Here is a 16,453-nt window from a genome sequence, read left to right as displayed (position 1 = left end):
CGTTTCGCCGTTCCCGCGGTATTTGCGAAAACGCCACGCCGGCGGGAGCGGGCGTGGCGTTTCCAGGGCTGGTCGCAGCGGACCGTCAGCGGCTTGCGGTGTCCAGATACAGGGTCAGGGTCTGGCCAGGCTTGAGCGCCTGCTTGCTGCGTGGGTTCCAGCGCTGCAGGTGCTTCATCTCGACATTGAAGCGCTTGGCGATCAGGTACATCGAGTCGCCTCGCTTGACCTTGTAGTAGGTGGCGCTGTCACGCTTGCCGGACGTGCCTCCCTTGCGCGCCGCCAGGGCCTGGGTGCCGCCTTGCAGCTTGAGCGTCTGGCCGACCTTCAGGGCGTGCTTGTCCAGGCCGTTCCAGCGCTTCAGGTCGTTGACGTCGACGCCGTTGTTGCGCGCGATCTGCCAAAGGCTGTCGCCGTTCTTGACCTTGTAGGAGCGGGTCCGGGCCTGTGGCGCGCTCTGCCGGGCGAGCTGCTGGTAGACAGGCTTGCTGGCGCCGCCGGCGATCTGACCGGGGATGCTCAGTTGCTGGCCCTTGCGCAGGTGGTTGCTGGACAGGCGATTGGCGCTCTTGAGCTCCGCCACGGTGATCCGGTAGCGGTTGGCGATGCTGTGCAGGCTGTCGCCGCTACGCACCCGGTATTGCTGCCAGGCGGTGATTTCCTTCGGCTTGAGGGTATCCAGCGAGGCGGTCAGGAACGCCGCTTTCTCCATCGGCACCAACAGTTGCTGGGGGCCGTCCATGGTCACGCGGCGCTTGTAGGCCGGGTTCAACTGGTACAGCTCGTCCTCGTCGAGGTCGGCGAGCGCGGCGACGCTGGACAGGTCGATCCCGCGCTTGACCCGCACGGCCTGGAAGTACGGCTCGTTGTTGATCGGACTCAGGCTGATGCCGTAGGAGTCTGGCGCCATGACGATCTGCGAGAGGGCGAGCAGCTTGGGTACGTAGTCCTGGGTTTCCTGCGGCAGCGGCAGGTTCCAGTAGTCGGTGGGCAGGCCCAGCTTCTCGTTGCGCTCGATGGCGCGGCTGACGGTGCCTTCACCGGCGTTGTAGGCCGCCAGGGCGAGCATCCAGTCGCCGTTGAACATGTCGTGCAGGCGCTCGAGGTAGGTCAGGGCAGCGTTGGTCGAGGCGGTGATGTCGCGGCGGCCGTCGTAGAAGTTGGTCTGGCGCAGGTTGAAATGCTGGCCGGTGGCGGGAATGAACTGCCAGAGTCCGGCGGCATTGCTGCGCGACAGGGCGAACGGATTGTAGGCGCTTTCGATGACCGGCAGCAGCGCCAGTTCGAGCGGCATGTTGCGTTCTTCCAGGCGCTCGACCACGTAGTGCATGTAGAGGCTGCCGCGCTCGCTCGACTGTTCGAGGAACGACTGGTTGCTGAGGAACCAGAGACGCTGGCGTTCGATGCGCGGGTTGGTGCTGATCGCATCCTGGAGCTGGAAACCGTCGCGCATGCGGTCCCAGATATCGTTGTAGGCGGTGTCCTGGCCGGGCTGGGTGTGCAGCCAGGAGGGGTTGAACTGGACGTCGACGGCTCGGGCGCCGGGGCGTGCTGCTTTGGCCTGGGCCTCCCCCTTGATCTGGCCGCTGCCCTGGCAACCGGCGAGGGCGCCGGCGATGAGCAGGATGGACACCCGAACGGCGCGAGCCAGGGCGTCTAGATCGGGGGTTTTACGGGTCTGTGGCGGCATCGGCTGAGTGCTGTTCCGGGCAAAAATTCAGCCGATTCTAGAAATGACCTCAAGGGTGGTCAAGATTTCGCCAGCCTTCAGAACTGGTCCTTCCAGGCCCTCAGGACCGCAAAAACCTCCTCCGGGGTGCGGTTTTGCTGGCCGCTCCGCTGGTCGGCTTTTTTCTTAACAGAATTTTCCGAAACGCGAAGAAATGGATTGGTCGACAATTCCAGCGAGATTTCCGATGGCAGAGTGATGCGATCCCGTTCACGTAGCCGGGTCGCCTCCTCGAAGCGTTCCCGCAGCGCCTGGTTCTCGGGCTCCACCGCCAGCGCGAAGCGCAGGTTGCTCAGGGTGTACTCATGGGTGCAGTAGACCCGGGTGTTGGCCGGCAGGGCCGCCAGCCGCGCCAGCGAGCGATGCATCTGCGCCGGGGTTCCCTCGAAGAGGCGGCCGCAGCCGGCGGCGAACAGGGTGTCGCCGCAGAACAGCAGGGGTGTTTGTGCCGCGTGGTAATAGGCGATGTGGCCGAGGGTATGGCCGGGCACGTGGAAGATCTCGAAGACCAGGCCGAGCACCTCGACCCGTTCGCCATCCTCCAGCGCCAGGTCGCGCGCGGGGATCTTCTCGTTGGCCGGGCCGAGGACCCGCGCGCCGCTCAGCTCCTTCAGCGCGGCGACGCCACCGACATGGTCATGATGGTGGTGGGTCACCAGGATATCGCTCAACCGCCAGTCGGGATGGGCCGCCAGCCAGGCCTCCACCGGCCTGGCGTCGCCGGGGTCGACCACCGCGCAGCGACGGCTTGTCGCATCTTGCAACAGCCAGATGTAGTTGTCGTTGAAGGCGGGCAGGGCGTCGATCTGTATCATGGCTCGATGTCGCTAAGCAGAAGTCATTGGCGCATAGTATTGCTTATTTTCCCTTCGTGCCGATGTCTGTCGCCGCGAGGAGGAAGACGCTGGAGGTACGCATGAACGAACCGCAAGCCTTCGCCCAGACCGATGCCGAATGGCTGGCCTCGATCAACCGGGCGCGCGACTGGTTCCAGGGACCGCTGGGCAGTCTGATGCTGGCCGAAGAGCGACGCCTGCTGTGCGACGAGCTGACCCGCTACTTCGGTGGTTACCTGGTGCACTACGGGCCGCATGCCGAACTGCCGCCGAGCACCGGGCAGATCCAGCGCGGCGTGCGCCTGGGGCCGCCGATGCCGGGCGTGGACATCGCCTGCGAAGAGGGCGCCTGGCCGCTCAGCGAACATGCCGCGGACGTGGTGCTGCTGCAACACGGCCTGGATTTCTGCCTGTCGCCCCATCGCCTGTTGCGCGAAGCCGCGCGTACCGTTCGTCCGGGCGGCCATCTGCTGCTGGTCGGTATCAACCCCTGGAGTCTCTGGGGTGTGCGGCATCATTTCGCCGGCGATGCGCTGCGCCAGGCACGCTGCATCCCACCGTCGCGGGCCTGCGACTGGCTCAACCTGCTGGGCTTCGCGCTGGAGAAACGACGCTTCGGGTGCTATCGTCCGCCGCTTGCGTCGGCAGCCTGGCAATCGCGCCTGGCGCGCCTGGAGCGCTGGGGCGATGCCTGGCAGTCTTCGGGCGCCGGCTTCTATCTATTGGTGGCACGCAAGCTGGTCGTGGGATTGCGCCCGTTGCGCCAGAGCAAGCGCGAACCGCGCGGTCAGCTGGTGCCCATGCCGGTGGCGAAAGTCAGCCGGCGAGATTCCGAAATCTAGGCATGACAGACAAAGAACAGGTAGTGATCTACACCGACGGCGCCTGCAAGGGCAATCCCGGGCGCGGCGGCTGGGGCGCGCTGCTCCTCTACAAGGGCGCCGAGCGGGAGCTCTGGGGCGGCGAGCCGGATACCACCAATAACCGCATGGAACTGATGGCGGCGATCCAGGCACTGGCGGCGCTGAAGCGTTCCTGTCCGATCCGCCTGGTCACCGACTCGGAATACGTGATGCGCGGCATCACCGAATGGCTGCCGAACTGGAAGAAGCGCGGCTGGAAGACCGCCAGCAAGCAGCCGGTGAAGAATGCCGACCTCTGGCAGGCGCTGGACGAGCAGGTCGCCCGACACCAGGTGGAGTGGCAGTGGGTGCGCGGGCATACCGGCGATCCCGGCAACGAACGTGCCGACCAGTTGGCCAACCGCGGCGTCGCCGAGTTGCCGCGCTGAGCGGGCACCGTAGAAACAAGCGTTCCAGCAGCCTCGGGCTGCACCGAAAGAGAAAAAAGGCTCATAGATGCGTAGCGTCGTACTGGATACCGAAACCACCGGCATGCCGGTGACCGATGGTCACCGGATCATCGAGATCGGCTGTGTCGAACTGGAAGGCCGCCGCCTGACCGGCCGCCACTTCCATGTCTACCTGCAACCCGACCGCGAGGTCGACGAAGGGGCGATCGCCGTCCACGGCATCACCAACGAATACCTGAAGGACAAGCCGCGCTTCCGTGAGGTCGCCAACGATTTCTTCGAATTCATCCGTGGCGCCCAGTTGATCATCCACAACGCGGCGTTCGATATCGGCTTCATCAACAACGAGTTCGCCCTGCTGGGCCAGCAGGACCGCTCGGATGTCACCGAATATTGCACGGTGCTGGATACCCTGCTGATGGCCCGCGAGCGCCATCCGGGCCAGCGCAACAACCTCGATGCGCTGTGCAAGCGCTACGGCGTGGACAACTCCGGTCGTGACCTGCACGGCGCGTTGCTCGACGCCGAGATTCTCGCCGACGTCTACCTGGCGATGACCGGCGGCCAGACCAGCCTGTCGCTGGCCGGCAGCGGCGCGGAAGGCGACGGCAGCGGGCGCCCGATGGTCAGTCCGATCCGGCGGCTCGATCCGGCGCGGGTAGCCACCCCGGTGCTGCGCGCCAGCGCCGAAGAGCTGGCTGCGCATGCGGCGCGGCTGGCGGTGATCGAGAAGTCGGCAGGCGGTCCGTCGCTCTGGGCGCAACTGGAAGCGCCGGTCGGCGAATAGCCTGCCCACGCACCGCGGGCGCCGCATTCAGCGCGTCACCCGATCCTCCAGCGAGGTGTCGCGGAACCGCTCGAAACGGCGGAACCTGCCGTCCTTCACCATCCATATATGCGCCACCCGCGCCTCGAACGACTTGCCGCTGCGACGGTGGGCGCTGCATATCGACCGACGGCGACCACGTTGTCGCCGCCGGCGATCAGGCGCTCGATCTCGACCCTGAAGCCCTCCCAATCCCGCTGCAAGGCCTGGAACACCCCGGCGCGGATCGCCACGCCGACATGGGTGCCGGCCAGCGGGAAACCGGCCGTTTCCGTCCATTGCGTGCGTTCGTCCATGTCCGCCGGCATCCCGGCGAGGTCGCCGCAGGTCGAGGCGGCATAGTGGCCGCCGACGATCTGCCAGGCGTTGCGCATCGGTATCTTCTTTCGTGGGAGGGACCATGCTCCTCGCCGGCAGTTGGGGAGGCAGGCGCGCAAGCATGACTTGTGTTGCCGCGACCTTTTCTTATACGCGCAAGCCGCCGGGGGTTACGCGCGTGCCGGCAACTCTCTACCCTGAGCCCACCGGCGGGGTTCGCCCGCCTGCTGCTCGGGATCAACAATGTATAAAGACCTCAAATTTCCCGTCCTCATCGTCCATCGCGACATCAAGGCCGACACCGTTGCCGGCGAACGCGTGCGGGGCATCGCCCACGAGCTGGAGCAGGACGGCTTCAGCATTCTCTCCACCGCCAGTTCCGCCGAAGGACGCATCGTCGCCTCGACCCATCACGGCCTGGCCTGCATCCTGGTCGCCGCCGAAGGCGCCGGGGAAAACCAGCGCCTGCTGCAGGATGTGGTGGAGCTGATCCGCGTGGCCCGCGTGCGGGCGCCGCAACTGCCGATCTTCGCCCTTGGCGAGCAGGTGACCATCGAGAACGCCCCTGCCGAGTCGATGGCCGACCTGCACCAGTTGCGCGGCATCCTCTATCTGTTCGAGGACACCGTGCCGTTCCTCGCCCGCCAGGTCGCCCGCGCGGCGCGCAACTACCTGGCCGGCCTGCTGCCGCCGTTCTTCCGCGCGCTGGTCGAGCACACCGCGCAGTCCAACTACTCCTGGCACACGCCGGGCCACGGCGGTGGCGTCGCCTACCGGAAGAGCCCGGTGGGACAGGCGTTCCACCAGTTCTTCGGGGAGAACACGCTGCGTTCGGACCTGTCGGTCTCGGTCCCCGAACTGGGCTCGCTGCTCGATCACACCGGTCCCCTGGCCGAGGCCGAGGACCGCGCCGCGCGCAACTTCGGCGCGGACCACACGTTCTTCGTGATCAACGGCACTTCCACCGCGAACAAGATCGTCTGGCACTCGATGGTCGGCCGCGAGGACCTGGTGCTGGTTGATCGCAACTGCCACAAGTCGATCCTCCATTCGATCATCATGACCGGGGCGATCCCGCTCTACCTGACCCCGGAGCGCAACGAACTGGGCATCATCGGGCCGATCCCGCTGAGCGAGTTCAGCCGGGAGTCGATCGCCGCGAAAATCGCCGCCAGCCCGCTGGCGCGTGGCCGCGAACCGAAGGTGAAGCTGGCGGTGGTGACCAACTCCACCTATGACGGCCTGTGCTACAACGCCGAGCTGATCAAGCAAACCCTCGGCGACAGCGTCGAGGTGCTGCACTTCGACGAGGCCTGGTACGCCTATGCGGCGTTCCACGAGTTCTACGACGGCCGCTATGGCATGGGCACCTCGCGCAGCGAGGCGGGCCCCCTGGTGTTCGCCACCCACTCCACGCACAAGATGCTCGCCGCCTTCAGCCAGGCCTCGATGATCCACGTGCAGGACGGCGGCGCGCGCCAGCTGGACGTGGCGCGCTTCAACGAAGCCTTCATGATGCACATTTCCACCTCGCCGCAGTACGGCATCATCGCCTCGCTGGACGTGGCCTCGGCGATGATGGAGGGGCCCGCCGGGCGCTCGCTGGTCCAGGAAACCTTCGACGAGGCCCTGAGCTTCCGCCGCGCCCTGGCCAACGCGCGACAGAACCTCGGTCGTGGCGACTGGTGGTTCGGCGTCTGGCAGCCGGAGCAGGTGGAGGGCACCGACCAGGTGCGCACCGGCGACTGGGTGCTGGAGCCGAGCGCCGATTGGCACGGCTTCGGCGACATCGCCGAAGACTACGTGTTGCTCGACCCGATCAAGGTCACCCTGACCACGCCGGGGCTGAGCGCCGGCGGCAAGCTCGGCGAGCAGGGCATTCCCGCCGCCATCGTCAGCCGTTTCCTCTGGGAGCGTGGCCTGGTGGTGGAAAAGACCGGCCTGTATTCCTTCCTGGTGCTGTTCTCGATGGGCATCACCAAGGGCAAGTGGAGCACCCTGGTCACCGAACTGCTCGAGTTCAAGCGTTGCTACGACGCCAACCTGCCGCTCGTCGATGTCTTGCCTTCGGTGGCCCAGGCCGGCGGCAAGCGCTACAACGGCATGGGTCTGCGCGACCTCAGCGACGCCCTGCACGCCAGCTATCGCGACAATGCCACGGCGAAGGCCATGAAGCGCATGTACACGGTGTTGCCGGAAGTCGCGATGCGTCCGTCCGAGGCCTACGACAAGCTGGTCCGCGGCGAGGTCGAGGCGGTACCGATCGCCCAACTGGAAGGGCGCATCGCCGCCGTCATGCTGGTACCCTATCCGCCGGGCATCCCGCTGATCATGCCGGGTGAGCGCTTCACCGAGGCGACCCGCTCGATCCTCGACTATCTCGAGTTCGCGCGGACCTTCGAGCGCGCCTTCCCCGGCTTCGATTCCGATGTGCACGGCCTGCAGCATCAGGACGGACCGTCCGGGCGCTGCTATACCGTTGAATGCATAAAGGAATGAAGCCGATAGGCTAAGGGGAGTCGATGGCGGGAGGAGAAAAGGCCGGCAAGCGCGGCATGGGGTTCTGGACCTGCAGCGCGCTGGTGATCGGCAACATGGTCGGCTCGGGTGTGTTCCTGCTCCCCTCCAGCCTGGCTGCGTTCGGCGGGCTCAGCCTGTTCGGCTGGCTGGTATCGAGTACCGGTGCGGTGCTGCTGGCGCTGACTTTCGCCCGCCTGGCGCGGGTCAACCCTGGCGCCGGCGGCCCCTATGCCTATACCCGCGACGGCTTCGGCAGCTTCGCCGGCTACCTGTGCGCCTGGACCTACTGGAAAGCCGCCTGGATCGGCAACGCGGCGATCGCGGTGACCCTGGTCGGCTACCTGCGAGTGTTCATCCCGGCGTTGGCCGATCCGCTGCTGATGGTCGGCGTCGCCATCGGTGCGATCTGGCTGTGCACCCTGATCAACCTGCGTGGCATCGGTACCTTCAGCGTGGTGCAGAACCTGCTGACCGTCCTCAAGCTGCTGCCGTTGCTGCTGGTCGGTATCCTCGGCTGGTTCCACTTCAATCCGGAGTACCTGGCGATCCCGGCGCGCAGCGAGCTGCCGAGCATGGGCTACGCCCAGGCGATCGCCACCACCGCGGCGCTGACCCTGTGGTCGTTCATCGGCCTGGAATCGGCCACCGTGCCGGCGGACGACGTCGAGGATCCGCGCCGCACCATCCCACGCGCGACGCTGTTCGGCACCCTGGCCGCGGCGGCGCTCTACATTCTCTCGATCACCTCGGTGCAGGGGCTGATGCCACCCGAGGTGCTGGCCCGCTCCACCTCGCCGTTCGCCGACGCGGCACGGATCCTGATGGGCGACTGGGGCTATTACCTGGTGGCCGCCGGCGCGGTCATCGCCTGTCTCGGCGCGCTCAATGGCTGGGTGCTGCTGCAGGGGCAGATCCCGGTGGCGCCGGCGCGCGACGGGCTGTTCCCGGAGTCGCTCGGCCAGCTCAACAAGAACGGCGCGCCGGCCCACGGCCTGCTGGCCTCGGGGCTGCTGGTCACGGCGCTGGTGATGGTCGACGGGCATGGTGACCTGGTCGACGTGTTCAACGTGATCATCCTGCTCGGCACCATGACCGGCGTGGTGCCCTACGCGTTCTGCACCGCCGCGCTGTTGCAACTGCTGGCGGTGCGCCCGGGCGAGTTCTCGCCGCGCTCGCGCCGGCAGTTGCTGGTGATCGGTTCGCTGGGCTTCGCCTACTCGCTGTGGGCGCTCTACGGCACCGGCCAGCAGGCGATCTTCTGGGGCTTCCTGGTGCTGATGGCGGGTATCCCGATGTATACCTGGCGGCAGTGGCGCAACCAGGTCAACGGGGTGCCTACGCTCAAAGCCAGTGACTGACCGCCCACCAGCCGAGGCCGCCCATGACCAGGGTGTAGGGTAGCGCCATCCACACCATGCGGCCGTAGGACAGGCGCACCAGCGGGGCGATGGACGAGGTCAGCAGGAAGAGGAACGCGGCCTGGCCGTTGGGCGTCGCCACGCTGGGCAGGTTGGTGCCGGTGTTGATCGCCACCGCCAGGGTGTCGAAATGCTCGCGGGTCATGTGCCCGGCGTCCAGCGCCTGCTTCACCTCGGTGATGTAGATGGTGGCGACGAACACGTTGTCGCTGATTGCCGAGAGCAGTCCGTTGGCGATGAACAGCATGCCCGGCTGGCGTTCCGCCGGTAGCGCCAGCACCGCCTGGATGATCGGGGTGAACAGGTGCTGCTGGTGGATCACCGCGACCACCGCGAAGAACGCCACCAGCAGCGCGGTGAACGGCAGGGCTTCCTGGAAGGCGCGGCCGATCTGGTGTTCATCGGTGATACCGGTGAAGGCGGTGATCAGCACGATCACCAGCAGGCCGATCAGGCCGACCTCGGCGACATGCAGTGCCAATCCGATCATCAGCACCAGCGCTGCCAGCGCCTGTACCAGCAGCGCGGCCTTCTGCTGCGGCCCACGCTTGCGGCTTTCGCCCGCGGCGTACTCGGCGAGCACCTGGCGCACCGCCGCCGGCAACTGGGCGCCGTAGCCGAAGCGACGGCTCTTCTCCAGCGCCACGCAGGTCAGCAGGCCGGCTGCCAGCACCGGCATCGACACTGGCGCGACCTGGCGGAAAAACTCGACGAAATGCCAGCCGGCCTCGTGGCCGATCAGCAGGTTCTGCGGCTCTCCCACCAGCGTGCAGACGCCGCCCAGCGCGGTGCCGACCGCCGCATGCATCAGCAGGCTGCGCAGGAAGGCGCGGAACTCCTCGAGATGGGCGCGGTGCAGTTCGGGGACCTGGCGGTCGGTGGCGGGGTCGTAGTCCTCGCTGGCGCGTTGTCCCGAAGCGACCCGGTGGTATACGGCGAAGAACGCCACCGCCACGCTGATCACCACGGCGGTGACGGTGAGCGCGTCGAGGAAGGCCGAGAGGAGCGCGGCGAGCAGGCAGAACAGCAGCGACAGCAGGGTTTTCGAGCGCACGCCCAGCAGCAGGCGGGAAAACAGCAGGAGCAGCAGGTCCTTCATGAAGTAGATGCCGGCGACCATGAACATCAGCAGCAGGAGCACCGGGAAATTGTGCTGAAGCTCGGCATACAGCGCTTCGGGGCTGGCCAGGCCGAGCAGCAGCGCTTCCAGGACCAGCAGGCCGCCCGGCTGCAATGGATAGCATTTCAGCGCCATGGCGAGGGTGAAGATGAATTCGCCGACCAGTACCCAGGCGGCCACCGTCGGGCCGGCCAGCCACAGCAGCAGCGGGTTGGACAAGAGGAAGGCAAGGATCGTCAGCTTGTACCAGCGTGGCGAATGCCCGAGGAAGTTCTGTGCGAAAGCCTGGCTCAAAGGGCTGCTCACGATGGTCTCCACGGCGGGGAAAACGCTGAAAATGCCAGCAGGACTTTCGTTAGATCAAGCGTTTAGCGCATCCATCGAAGAGATTGCGGTATCAATGGGCGTGCCCTGCATCACACAGTGCGGCATCGACATTTGGCTCGCCCTTGTTATAGTTGCGGGATTTTCCGCACAACAAAAATCTCTGCGTTCTGACAGCGCAGTTGCTCTGCCGAGGACTATCGCCGTGACCGAGTACAACGCATTCCGTGTGGAGCTGGCAGACAGGATCGCCCACGTCCAGATCAATCGTCCGGACAAGATCAATGCCATGAACCAGGACTTCTGGCGCGAGATCATCGAGATCTTCCGCTGGGCCGACGACACCGACGAGGTGCGGGTGGTCGTGCTGTCCGGGGCGGGCAAGCACTTTTCCTCGGGGATCGACCTGATGCTGCTGGCCCAGGTCGGCGCCCAGCTGGGCAAGGACGTCGGGCGCAATGCCGACGCCCTGCGACGCAAGATCCTCGAACTGCAGGCCTCGTTCAACGCTGTCGACAGATGCCGCAAGCCGGTGCTCGCGGCGATCCAGGGCTATTGCCTGGGCGGCGCCATCGACCTGGTCTCGGCTTGCGACATGCGCTACGCGACCGCCGATGCGCAGTTCTCGATCAAGGAGATCGACATCGGCATGGCCGCCGACGTTGGCACCCTGCAGCGCCTGCCGCGGATCATCGGCGATGGCATGATGCGCGAGCTGGCCTATACCGGGCGCATGGTCGACGGCGAGGAGGCGCGCAGCATCGGTCTGGTCAACCGCACCTATGCGGACCAGGCCGCTTTGATGGATGGGGTCTTCGAACTGGCGCGGCAGATCGCCGCGAAGTCGCCGATCGCCATCCGTGGAACCAAGGAAATGATTCGCTATATGCGCGACCACCGGGTCGACGACGGCCTCGAGTACGTCGCCACCTGGAACGCCGCCATGCTCCAGTCCGCCGACCTGCGGGTGGCGATGGCCGCGCATATGGCCAAACAGCAACCGGAATTCGCTGATTGATGCCGTTGTACATTCTTGCGCGGGAGGCGCACTAGGCCGATGGTCACAGGAGCCACGTCCCTCAGTCTGGTGCGCGACGAGTTGTTCGCCACCATGGAGCAGGCCGAACAGGGCCTGGAGCAGTTCATTGCCGAGCGGCAGAACGGCAGCCTGCTGCAGCATGCCGTCGAATGCCTGCAACAGATCCGCGGCACCCTCAACCTGATCGAACTGGCCGGTGCCGAGCTGCTGGCCCAGGAGGCCCTGCAACTGGCGACCGACATCCCCACCGGGGTCAGCGAGGAGCGCGACGGCCAGTTGGCCGCCCTGGGCAATGCCCTGTACGTGCTGCGCCGCTACCTGGAGAACGTCGAGGCCAATCGCCAGGAGATCCCCGAGCTGCTGTTGCCGGCGATCAACGAGGTGCGTTGCGCCGCCGGGCAGCCGGCGCTGCCGGAGAGCTTCTTCTTCAGCGCTCGCCTGGATATCCCGCGGCCGCCGAGCACCGCCATCGACCACCTGCCTGCCGAGGCCGAGCTGGACGAGGAAAGCCGGCGCCTGCGGCACATGTACCAGATCGGCCTGCTCGGGCTGATCCGCGAACAGAACCTCTATCCGAGCCTCAAGCTGATGGGCCGTGCGCTGGCCCGCCTCGACAGCCTGCACGGCGGAGTGGCCCGCTCGCGGCTGTGCTGGATCGGCGCGGCGGCGATCGAGTCGATCGTCGATGGCCAGTTGCTGCCGCGCAAGTCGCGCAAGCAGCTGTTCTCGCGCATCGACCGGGAACTCAAGCAGTTGCTGATCGGCCCGGCCTACGAGGCGCCGCGCCATCTGCTCAAGGAACTGCTCTACCTGGTGGCGCTGTCCGACGGCCAGGGCCCGCGTTCGCGCGAGGTCCGCGAGCTGCATGGGCTGGCGCCGCTGCCGTTCACCGACCACCTGCTGGAAGAGGAATCGCAGCGCCTGTCCGGTCCGGGGCAGTCGGTGATGCGTTCGCTGTCAACGGCGATTCGCGAGGAACTGGCGGGGGTCAAGGACATGCTCGACCTGATCGAGCGCGGCGTGGCCCAGCCGGACAGCCTGAGCAACCTGCACGCACAGTTGGGCAAGCTGAGCAAGACCCTCGGCATGGTCGGCCTGAACTCGGCCGGCACCGCCCTGCAGACCCAACTGCCCACCGTGGCCGCCTGGGCAGCCAGTGGCGTAGCCGACTCGCCGCAGGCGCTTCTGCGCCTGGCCGATGCGGTGCTGTACGTGGAAAGCATGGTCGGCAACCTGGAGCGTGGCGAGCGGCGCATCAGCCGGCCGTCTCCGCTGGAGGCCGGGGAGGCCGACGCCTTCGCGGTACATCAGCTGGCGGAGGCGCGCATCGTGGTGATCGAGGAGGCCAAGGCCGGCCTGGCGCTGGCCAAGCGGGCGATAACCGCCTATCTCGAATCCAACGGCGACAAGCTGAACCTGGCCAACGTCCCGGCGAGCCTGCAGGCCGTCCGCGGCGGCCTCTGGTTCCTCGGCCAGGAGCGCGCCGCGCTGCTGGTCGGCGGTTGTGCCGACTACATCCAGCAACGCATGATCGAGACCGCGCAGATGCCCTCGGAACAGATGCTGGAAACCCTCGCCGACGCCCTGACCAGCCTCGAGTACTATCTCGAGGGCGGGGCCGTGCTGCGCCCGCAGGGCCAGCCGGACGTGCTCGACCTGGCCAGCGCCAGCGTCAAGGCGCTCGGCCTGCCGGTGGCGGCCTGAGATGGCCGGCGAGTTCCGCTGGCAGGCTGGCCGGCCGGATACCGCCCAGGCGGGTGGCTGGGCGCTCGCGCACTGCCAGCAGCGTTTCCTCCAGGACGACAACGGCCTGCTGTTCCCCCGTGAATGGCTGAAGCGCCAGGACCTCCCGCTGCTGGCCGAGCATGGCGTCGGCCATTGGCAGGGTGAGCCGGTCTACCTGCTGGAGCTGGACGAACCGCTGGAACTGCCGGGAATGGCCTGGACGCCGCTGCGCCAGTTCATGCTGCACGGCGACTTCGACCAGTTCTGCATGCTCGGCTATGCCAGCCAGATCGGCATCTGGGCGCGCCACAACCGCTTCTGCGGCAACTGCGGCACGCGCATGCAGGCGCTGGGCCACGAGCGGGTGATGCAGTGCCCGCAGTGCAACCTGCACCAGTATCCGCGCCTGTCGCCGAGCATGATCGTGCTGGTCACCCGCGGCGACGAAGTGCTGCTGGCGCGTTCGCCGCGCTTCGTGCCGGGGGTCTACAGCACCCTGGCCGGTTTCGTCGAGGCCGGCGAGTCGGTGGAGCAGTGCGTGGTCCGCGAGGTGCGTGAAGAGGTCGGGGTGGAAGTCGCCAACCTGGAATACATAGGCAGCCAGAACTGGCCGTTCCCGCATTCGCTGATGCTCGGTTTCCACGCCGAGTACGTTTCCGGCGAGATCGTCCCGCAGGAGGACGAGATCGAGGACGCCCAGTGGTTCTCCCTCGACGCCTTGCCGCCGTTACCGGCGCAGCGCTCGATCGCCCGGCACCTGATCGACCTGTACCTGGCGCGCCGTTCAGGCGCCGCTGAACCAGTGCTGCCAGGCTAGCCGCGCGGTCAGCGCCAGCACCACCAGGATGAACACCGGGCGAATGAACCTCGCCCCGCCACCGATGGCGGTGCGCGCGCCGAAATAGGCGCCGATCATCAGCGACCCGCCCATGCACAGGCCGAGCAGCCAGACCACCTGGCCGGAGGCGATGAACACCGCCAGCGCCACGACGTTGCTGACGAAGTTCATGCTTCGCGCCACGCCGCTGGCGCGTACCAGGTCCAGGGGGTACATCAGTAGCGAACTGACGGTCCAGAAGGCACCGGTGCCCGGACCCGCCACCCCGTCGTAGAAGCCCAGGGCCAGGCCTTGCGGCCACTGGCGTTTGCGACCGACCGGAGCATCGGCGTCCAGCGGCGCCTTCGGCGTGCCGCCGAAGAGCATGTAGAGCCCGCAGACGAACACCACCGCCGGGAGCATCCGGTTCAGCCATTCGGCGGGCAGCAGGTGGGCGGCCCAGGCCCCCACGGCGGCACCGATGGCGGTGGCGAGCAGGCCGTTGCGCCACTTGCCGGGATGGAACAGCTTGCGCCGGTAGAAGGTGTAGCTGGCGGTCGCGGCGCCGAAGGTCGAGCTCAGCTTGTTGGTGCCCAGCGCCAGGTGCGGCGGGACGCCGGCGGTGAGCAGGGCAGGGATGGTCAGCAGGCCGCCGCCACCGGCGATGGCGTCGATGAAGCCGGCGAGAAAGGCCACTGCGGCCAGGATGATCAGGGTGCTGGGGTCTATCGCGAGTTCGAAGGGCATGAAAAACCGGACCTGCTTCCAATCGGGAAACGGCCTCGCTGGCCGTCGGGAGGAGCGGTGCGCATAATGCCCGCAATTTCACCTAGAAGGAATCGCTTGCATGCAGTACGACGGCCTGGCCTGGGCATTCGCGCTATTGGCCTTGCTGGCCATCCTGGTCGCGGCGCGCATCCTGTTCGAGCGCACCTGGTTCCTCGGTTGGCTGCGCGGTACCTGCGGCCTGGCCTTCGTCGCCCTGGCGGCATTGCTGCTGGCGCTGGCCTGGGACCTGCGCAGCTATTCATTGCTCAAGCCCGAGCAGCCGATGGCCACCCTGAGCTTCCAGGCCGAAGGGCCGCAGCGTTACCGGGTATTGATCCAGGAGGGCGCCAGCGAACGCAGCGTAGTGCTGGACGGCGAACTCTGGCAACTGGATGCGCGGATCTTCCGCTGGAAGGGGCTGGCCGCCCTGATCGGCCTGGCGCCGGGCTACCGGCTCGACGCGCTGAGCGGCCGCTTCCTGGCCCTCGAGCAGCAATCCCGCGGCCGACGCCTGAGCCTGTCGCAGAGTCCGCTGGGCGTCGATCTCTGGCGCTGGCTGCGGGCCGGCGAGCACGACCTGTTCCTGTTCGAACCGCTGGCCGGGCGGGTGACCTTCCTGCCGATGGCGGACCAGGCCGTGTTCGCGGTGAACTACGGGGTCGCCGGGCTGCTTGCCGAGCCGATGAACCCGGCGGCCGAGGCAGCGCTCAGAGACTGGCGCTAGGTTTCCCGCCGAAGCTCGGCTCGGCGGCGACCGCCTGGGCCACTTCGCGAAAACGCTCGACCAGCGCCGATGGCGTGCGGTAGGCCAGTGCCAGCCGGTAGGGAATCCGCGCTCGTCCGTGCAGGGGGCGGAAGACCACGCCGGGCGGCCGCAGCGGCTGCAGCAGCGAAGGCACCAGGGCGACGCCGATGCCGCCGGCCACCAGGCCGGCGATGGTCTGCATCTGCCGCGCTTGCTGTACCACGTTCGGGACGAAGCCGGCCTCGGCGCAGGCGCTGGCGATCAGGTCGTGCATGCCCGGGCCGTGGTGCCGTGGGAAAAGCAGCCAGGGCTCCCCGGCCAGTTGCTCCAGGCGCAGGTTGGCATGGTGCGCCAGGGGATGGCCCTCGGGCAGCGCCACGCGCATCTCCCCATCCACCAGCAGGTGCGTGTGCAGGCCAGGCTGGCGCTCCACCGGGAGGACGATCAGCCCGGCATCGGTGCGGTCCTCGCGCAATGCTTCCAGTTGCGCCGCGGTGGTGTCTTCCTGGAGTTGGAAGTCCAGCGCGTCGCCGCCTTGGCGGAACGCCTGGAGGATGCGCGGAAGGAGCAGGTTGATGGTGCTGTCGACGAACGACAGGCGCAGCGTCGGGCGCCCGCTGGCGGCGCTGCGGGCGGCCGCCAGGGTGCGTTCGGCCTGGGCCAGTGTGCGCCGCGCCTCGTCGAGGAAGGCGCGTCCCGCCGGGGTCAGGCGGTGGATGCGGTTGTCGCGTTCCAGCAGGCGCGTGCCGACTTCCTCTTCCAGCCGCCGGATGGCCGTGGTCAAGGGCGGCTGGGCCATGTGCAAGCGCTCAGCGGCGCGGCGGAAGCTGAGCTCCTCGGCCACCGCGACGAACTGGCGGAACTGGCGCAGGTCGGCCACTGCGATACCTCCCGGATATGGCGTGTTGAGAAAGACAGTATTGGATATATCGCGGCGTAACGTCCGACAATTCTCC

The 16,453-nt window shown here is 67.1% G+C and carries 14 protein-coding genes and 1 pseudogene; 9 read left to right on the top strand and 6 right to left on the bottom strand.

What is annotated here, in order from left to right:
- Positions 1-85: 85 nt before the first annotated feature.
- Positions 86-1,690: a LysM peptidoglycan-binding domain-containing protein gene (locus tag PSPA7_RS16535; protein WP_023443067.1), complete on the bottom strand. Its 1,605-nt coding sequence runs from the start codon at positions 1,688-1,690 to the stop codon at positions 86-88.
- Positions 1,691-1,767: 77 nt separating this feature from the next.
- A complete protein-coding gene (gene gloB / locus PSPA7_RS16530; protein ID WP_012076164.1) occupies positions 1,768-2,544 on the bottom strand; it encodes a hydroxyacylglutathione hydrolase in 777 nt (258 codons plus the stop codon).
- 101 nt (positions 2,545-2,645) lie between these two features.
- Here gloB and PSPA7_RS16525 point away from each other — a divergent pair, with 101 nt between their 5' ends.
- The 3 genes from PSPA7_RS16525 to dnaQ all read left to right on the top strand — a co-directional run bounded on the left by PSPA7_RS16525 (position 2,646) and on the right by dnaQ (position 4,664).
- Positions 2,646-3,407 (top strand): methyltransferase domain-containing protein, encoded by a 762-nt coding sequence (locus tag PSPA7_RS16525; RefSeq protein WP_012076163.1) that lies wholly within the window; start codon positions 2,646-2,648, stop codon positions 3,405-3,407.
- Between the two features lie 2 nt (positions 3,408-3,409).
- On the top strand, positions 3,410-3,856 hold the full coding sequence (rnhA, locus tag PSPA7_RS16520; protein WP_003153574.1) for a ribonuclease HI: 447 nt from the start codon (positions 3,410-3,412) through the stop codon (positions 3,854-3,856).
- A gap of 67 nt (positions 3,857-3,923) precedes the next feature.
- Positions 3,924-4,664 carry a DNA polymerase III subunit epsilon gene (gene dnaQ, locus PSPA7_RS16515; RefSeq protein ID WP_003153573.1) on the top strand — a complete coding sequence of 247 codons (741 nt, stop codon included), beginning with the start codon at positions 3,924-3,926 and terminating at the stop codon, positions 4,662-4,664.
- A gap of 27 nt (positions 4,665-4,691) precedes the next feature.
- On the opposite strand, the pseudogene PSPA7_RS16510 reads toward dnaQ, so the two are convergent.
- A pseudogene (locus PSPA7_RS16510) lies at positions 4,692-5,077 on the bottom strand (nuclear transport factor 2 family protein).
- Between the two features lie 187 nt (positions 5,078-5,264).
- Between PSPA7_RS16510 and ldcA the strand changes: the two are divergent.
- Both ldcA and PSPA7_RS16500 read left to right on the top strand, forming a co-directional pair.
- Entirely contained in the window at positions 5,265-7,520 is a 2,256-nt protein-coding gene (gene ldcA / locus PSPA7_RS16505; protein WP_012076162.1) for a lysine-specific pyridoxal 5'-phosphate-dependent carboxylase LdcA, read from the top strand.
- Between the two features lie 23 nt (positions 7,521-7,543).
- On the top strand, positions 7,544-8,899 hold the full coding sequence (locus PSPA7_RS16500; RefSeq protein ID WP_003153569.1) for an amino acid permease: 1,356 nt from the start codon (positions 7,544-7,546) through the stop codon (positions 8,897-8,899).
- On the opposite strand, the gene nhaB is transcribed toward PSPA7_RS16500, so the two are convergent.
- A complete protein-coding gene (nhaB, locus tag PSPA7_RS16495; RefSeq protein WP_012076161.1) occupies positions 8,883-10,385 on the bottom strand; it encodes a sodium/proton antiporter NhaB in 1,503 nt (500 codons plus the stop codon). The two genes, PSPA7_RS16500 and nhaB, sit on opposite strands and share 17 nt — an antisense overlap.
- Before the next feature lie 223 nt (positions 10,386-10,608).
- Here nhaB and PSPA7_RS16490 point away from each other — a divergent pair, with 223 nt between their 5' ends.
- From PSPA7_RS16490 to nudC, 3 genes are read left to right on the top strand one after another with little or no spacing between them, the layout of a single operon-like run.
- Positions 10,609-11,421: a crotonase/enoyl-CoA hydratase family protein gene (locus PSPA7_RS16490; RefSeq protein WP_003153567.1), complete on the top strand. Its 813-nt coding sequence runs from the start codon at positions 10,609-10,611 to the stop codon at positions 11,419-11,421.
- Positions 11,422-11,460: 39 nt separating this feature from the next.
- Positions 11,461-13,146: a type IV pilus/biofilm regulator FimL gene (fimL, locus tag PSPA7_RS16485; protein ID WP_003153564.1), complete on the top strand. Its 1,686-nt coding sequence runs from the start codon at positions 11,461-11,463 to the stop codon at positions 13,144-13,146.
- Position 13,147: 1 nt separating this feature from the next.
- Positions 13,148-13,984, top strand: a complete 837-nt coding sequence (nudC, locus tag PSPA7_RS16480) for an NAD(+) diphosphatase (RefSeq protein WP_012076159.1) — start codon at positions 13,148-13,150, stop codon at positions 13,982-13,984.
- Here nudC and PSPA7_RS16475 read toward each other — a convergent pair.
- Positions 13,952-14,731 (bottom strand): TSUP family transporter, encoded by a 780-nt coding sequence (locus PSPA7_RS16475; protein WP_012076158.1) that lies wholly within the window; start codon positions 14,729-14,731, stop codon positions 13,952-13,954. The two genes, nudC and PSPA7_RS16475, sit on opposite strands and share 33 nt — an antisense overlap.
- A 100-nt stretch (positions 14,732-14,831) precedes the next feature.
- On the opposite strand from PSPA7_RS16475, the gene PSPA7_RS16470 reads away from it, so the two are divergent.
- Positions 14,832-15,476: a hypothetical protein gene (locus PSPA7_RS16470; RefSeq protein WP_003153560.1), complete on the top strand. Its 645-nt coding sequence runs from the start codon at positions 14,832-14,834 to the stop codon at positions 15,474-15,476.
- Here the strand turns inward: PSPA7_RS16470 and PSPA7_RS16465 are convergent.
- Positions 15,460-16,377, bottom strand: a complete 918-nt coding sequence (locus PSPA7_RS16465; protein ID WP_012076157.1) for a LysR family transcriptional regulator — start codon at positions 16,375-16,377, stop codon at positions 15,460-15,462. The genes PSPA7_RS16470 and PSPA7_RS16465 overlap by 17 nt on opposite strands.
- Between the last annotated feature and the right edge of the window lie 76 nt (positions 16,378-16,453).

The sequence above is a fragment of the Pseudomonas paraeruginosa PA7 genome, assembly GCF_000017205.1.
Taxonomy (GTDB): Bacteria; Pseudomonadota; Gammaproteobacteria; order Pseudomonadales; family Pseudomonadaceae; genus Pseudomonas; species Pseudomonas paraeruginosa.
Note: the sequence above shows the minus strand (reverse complement) of the source record. Positions and strands in the feature narration are given on the sequence as shown.

What these genes read in the sequence shown, in the direction of transcription:
- nudC (WP_012076159.1), top strand. Translation starts at nt 13,148, where the DNA reads ATGGCCGGCGAGTTCCGCTGGCAGGCTGGCCGGCCGGATACCGCCCAG.
- ldcA (WP_012076162.1), top strand. Translation starts at nt 5,265, where the DNA reads ATGTATAAAGACCTCAAATTTCCCGTCCTCATCGTCCATCGCGACATC.
- rnhA (WP_003153574.1), top strand. Translation starts at nt 3,410, where the DNA reads ATGACAGACAAAGAACAGGTAGTGATCTACACCGACGGCGCCTGCAAG.
- PSPA7_RS16500 (WP_003153569.1), top strand. Translation starts at nt 7,544, where the DNA reads ATGGCGGGAGGAGAAAAGGCCGGCAAGCGCGGCATGGGGTTCTGGACC.
- fimL (WP_003153564.1), top strand. Translation starts at nt 11,461, where the DNA reads ATGGTCACAGGAGCCACGTCCCTCAGTCTGGTGCGCGACGAGTTGTTC.
- PSPA7_RS16535 (WP_023443067.1), bottom strand. Translation starts at nt 1,690, where the DNA reads ATGCCGCCACAGACCCGTAAAACCCCCGATCTAGACGCCCTGGCTCGC.
- gloB (WP_012076164.1), bottom strand. Translation starts at nt 2,544, where the DNA reads ATGATACAGATCGACGCCCTGCCCGCCTTCAACGACAACTACATCTGG.
- PSPA7_RS16470 (WP_003153560.1), top strand. Translation starts at nt 14,832, where the DNA reads ATGCAGTACGACGGCCTGGCCTGGGCATTCGCGCTATTGGCCTTGCTG.
- PSPA7_RS16475 (WP_012076158.1), bottom strand. Translation starts at nt 14,731, where the DNA reads ATGCCCTTCGAACTCGCGATAGACCCCAGCACCCTGATCATCCTGGCC.
- dnaQ (WP_003153573.1), top strand. Translation starts at nt 3,924, where the DNA reads ATGCGTAGCGTCGTACTGGATACCGAAACCACCGGCATGCCGGTGACC.
- PSPA7_RS16525 (WP_012076163.1), top strand. Translation starts at nt 2,646, where the DNA reads ATGAACGAACCGCAAGCCTTCGCCCAGACCGATGCCGAATGGCTGGCC.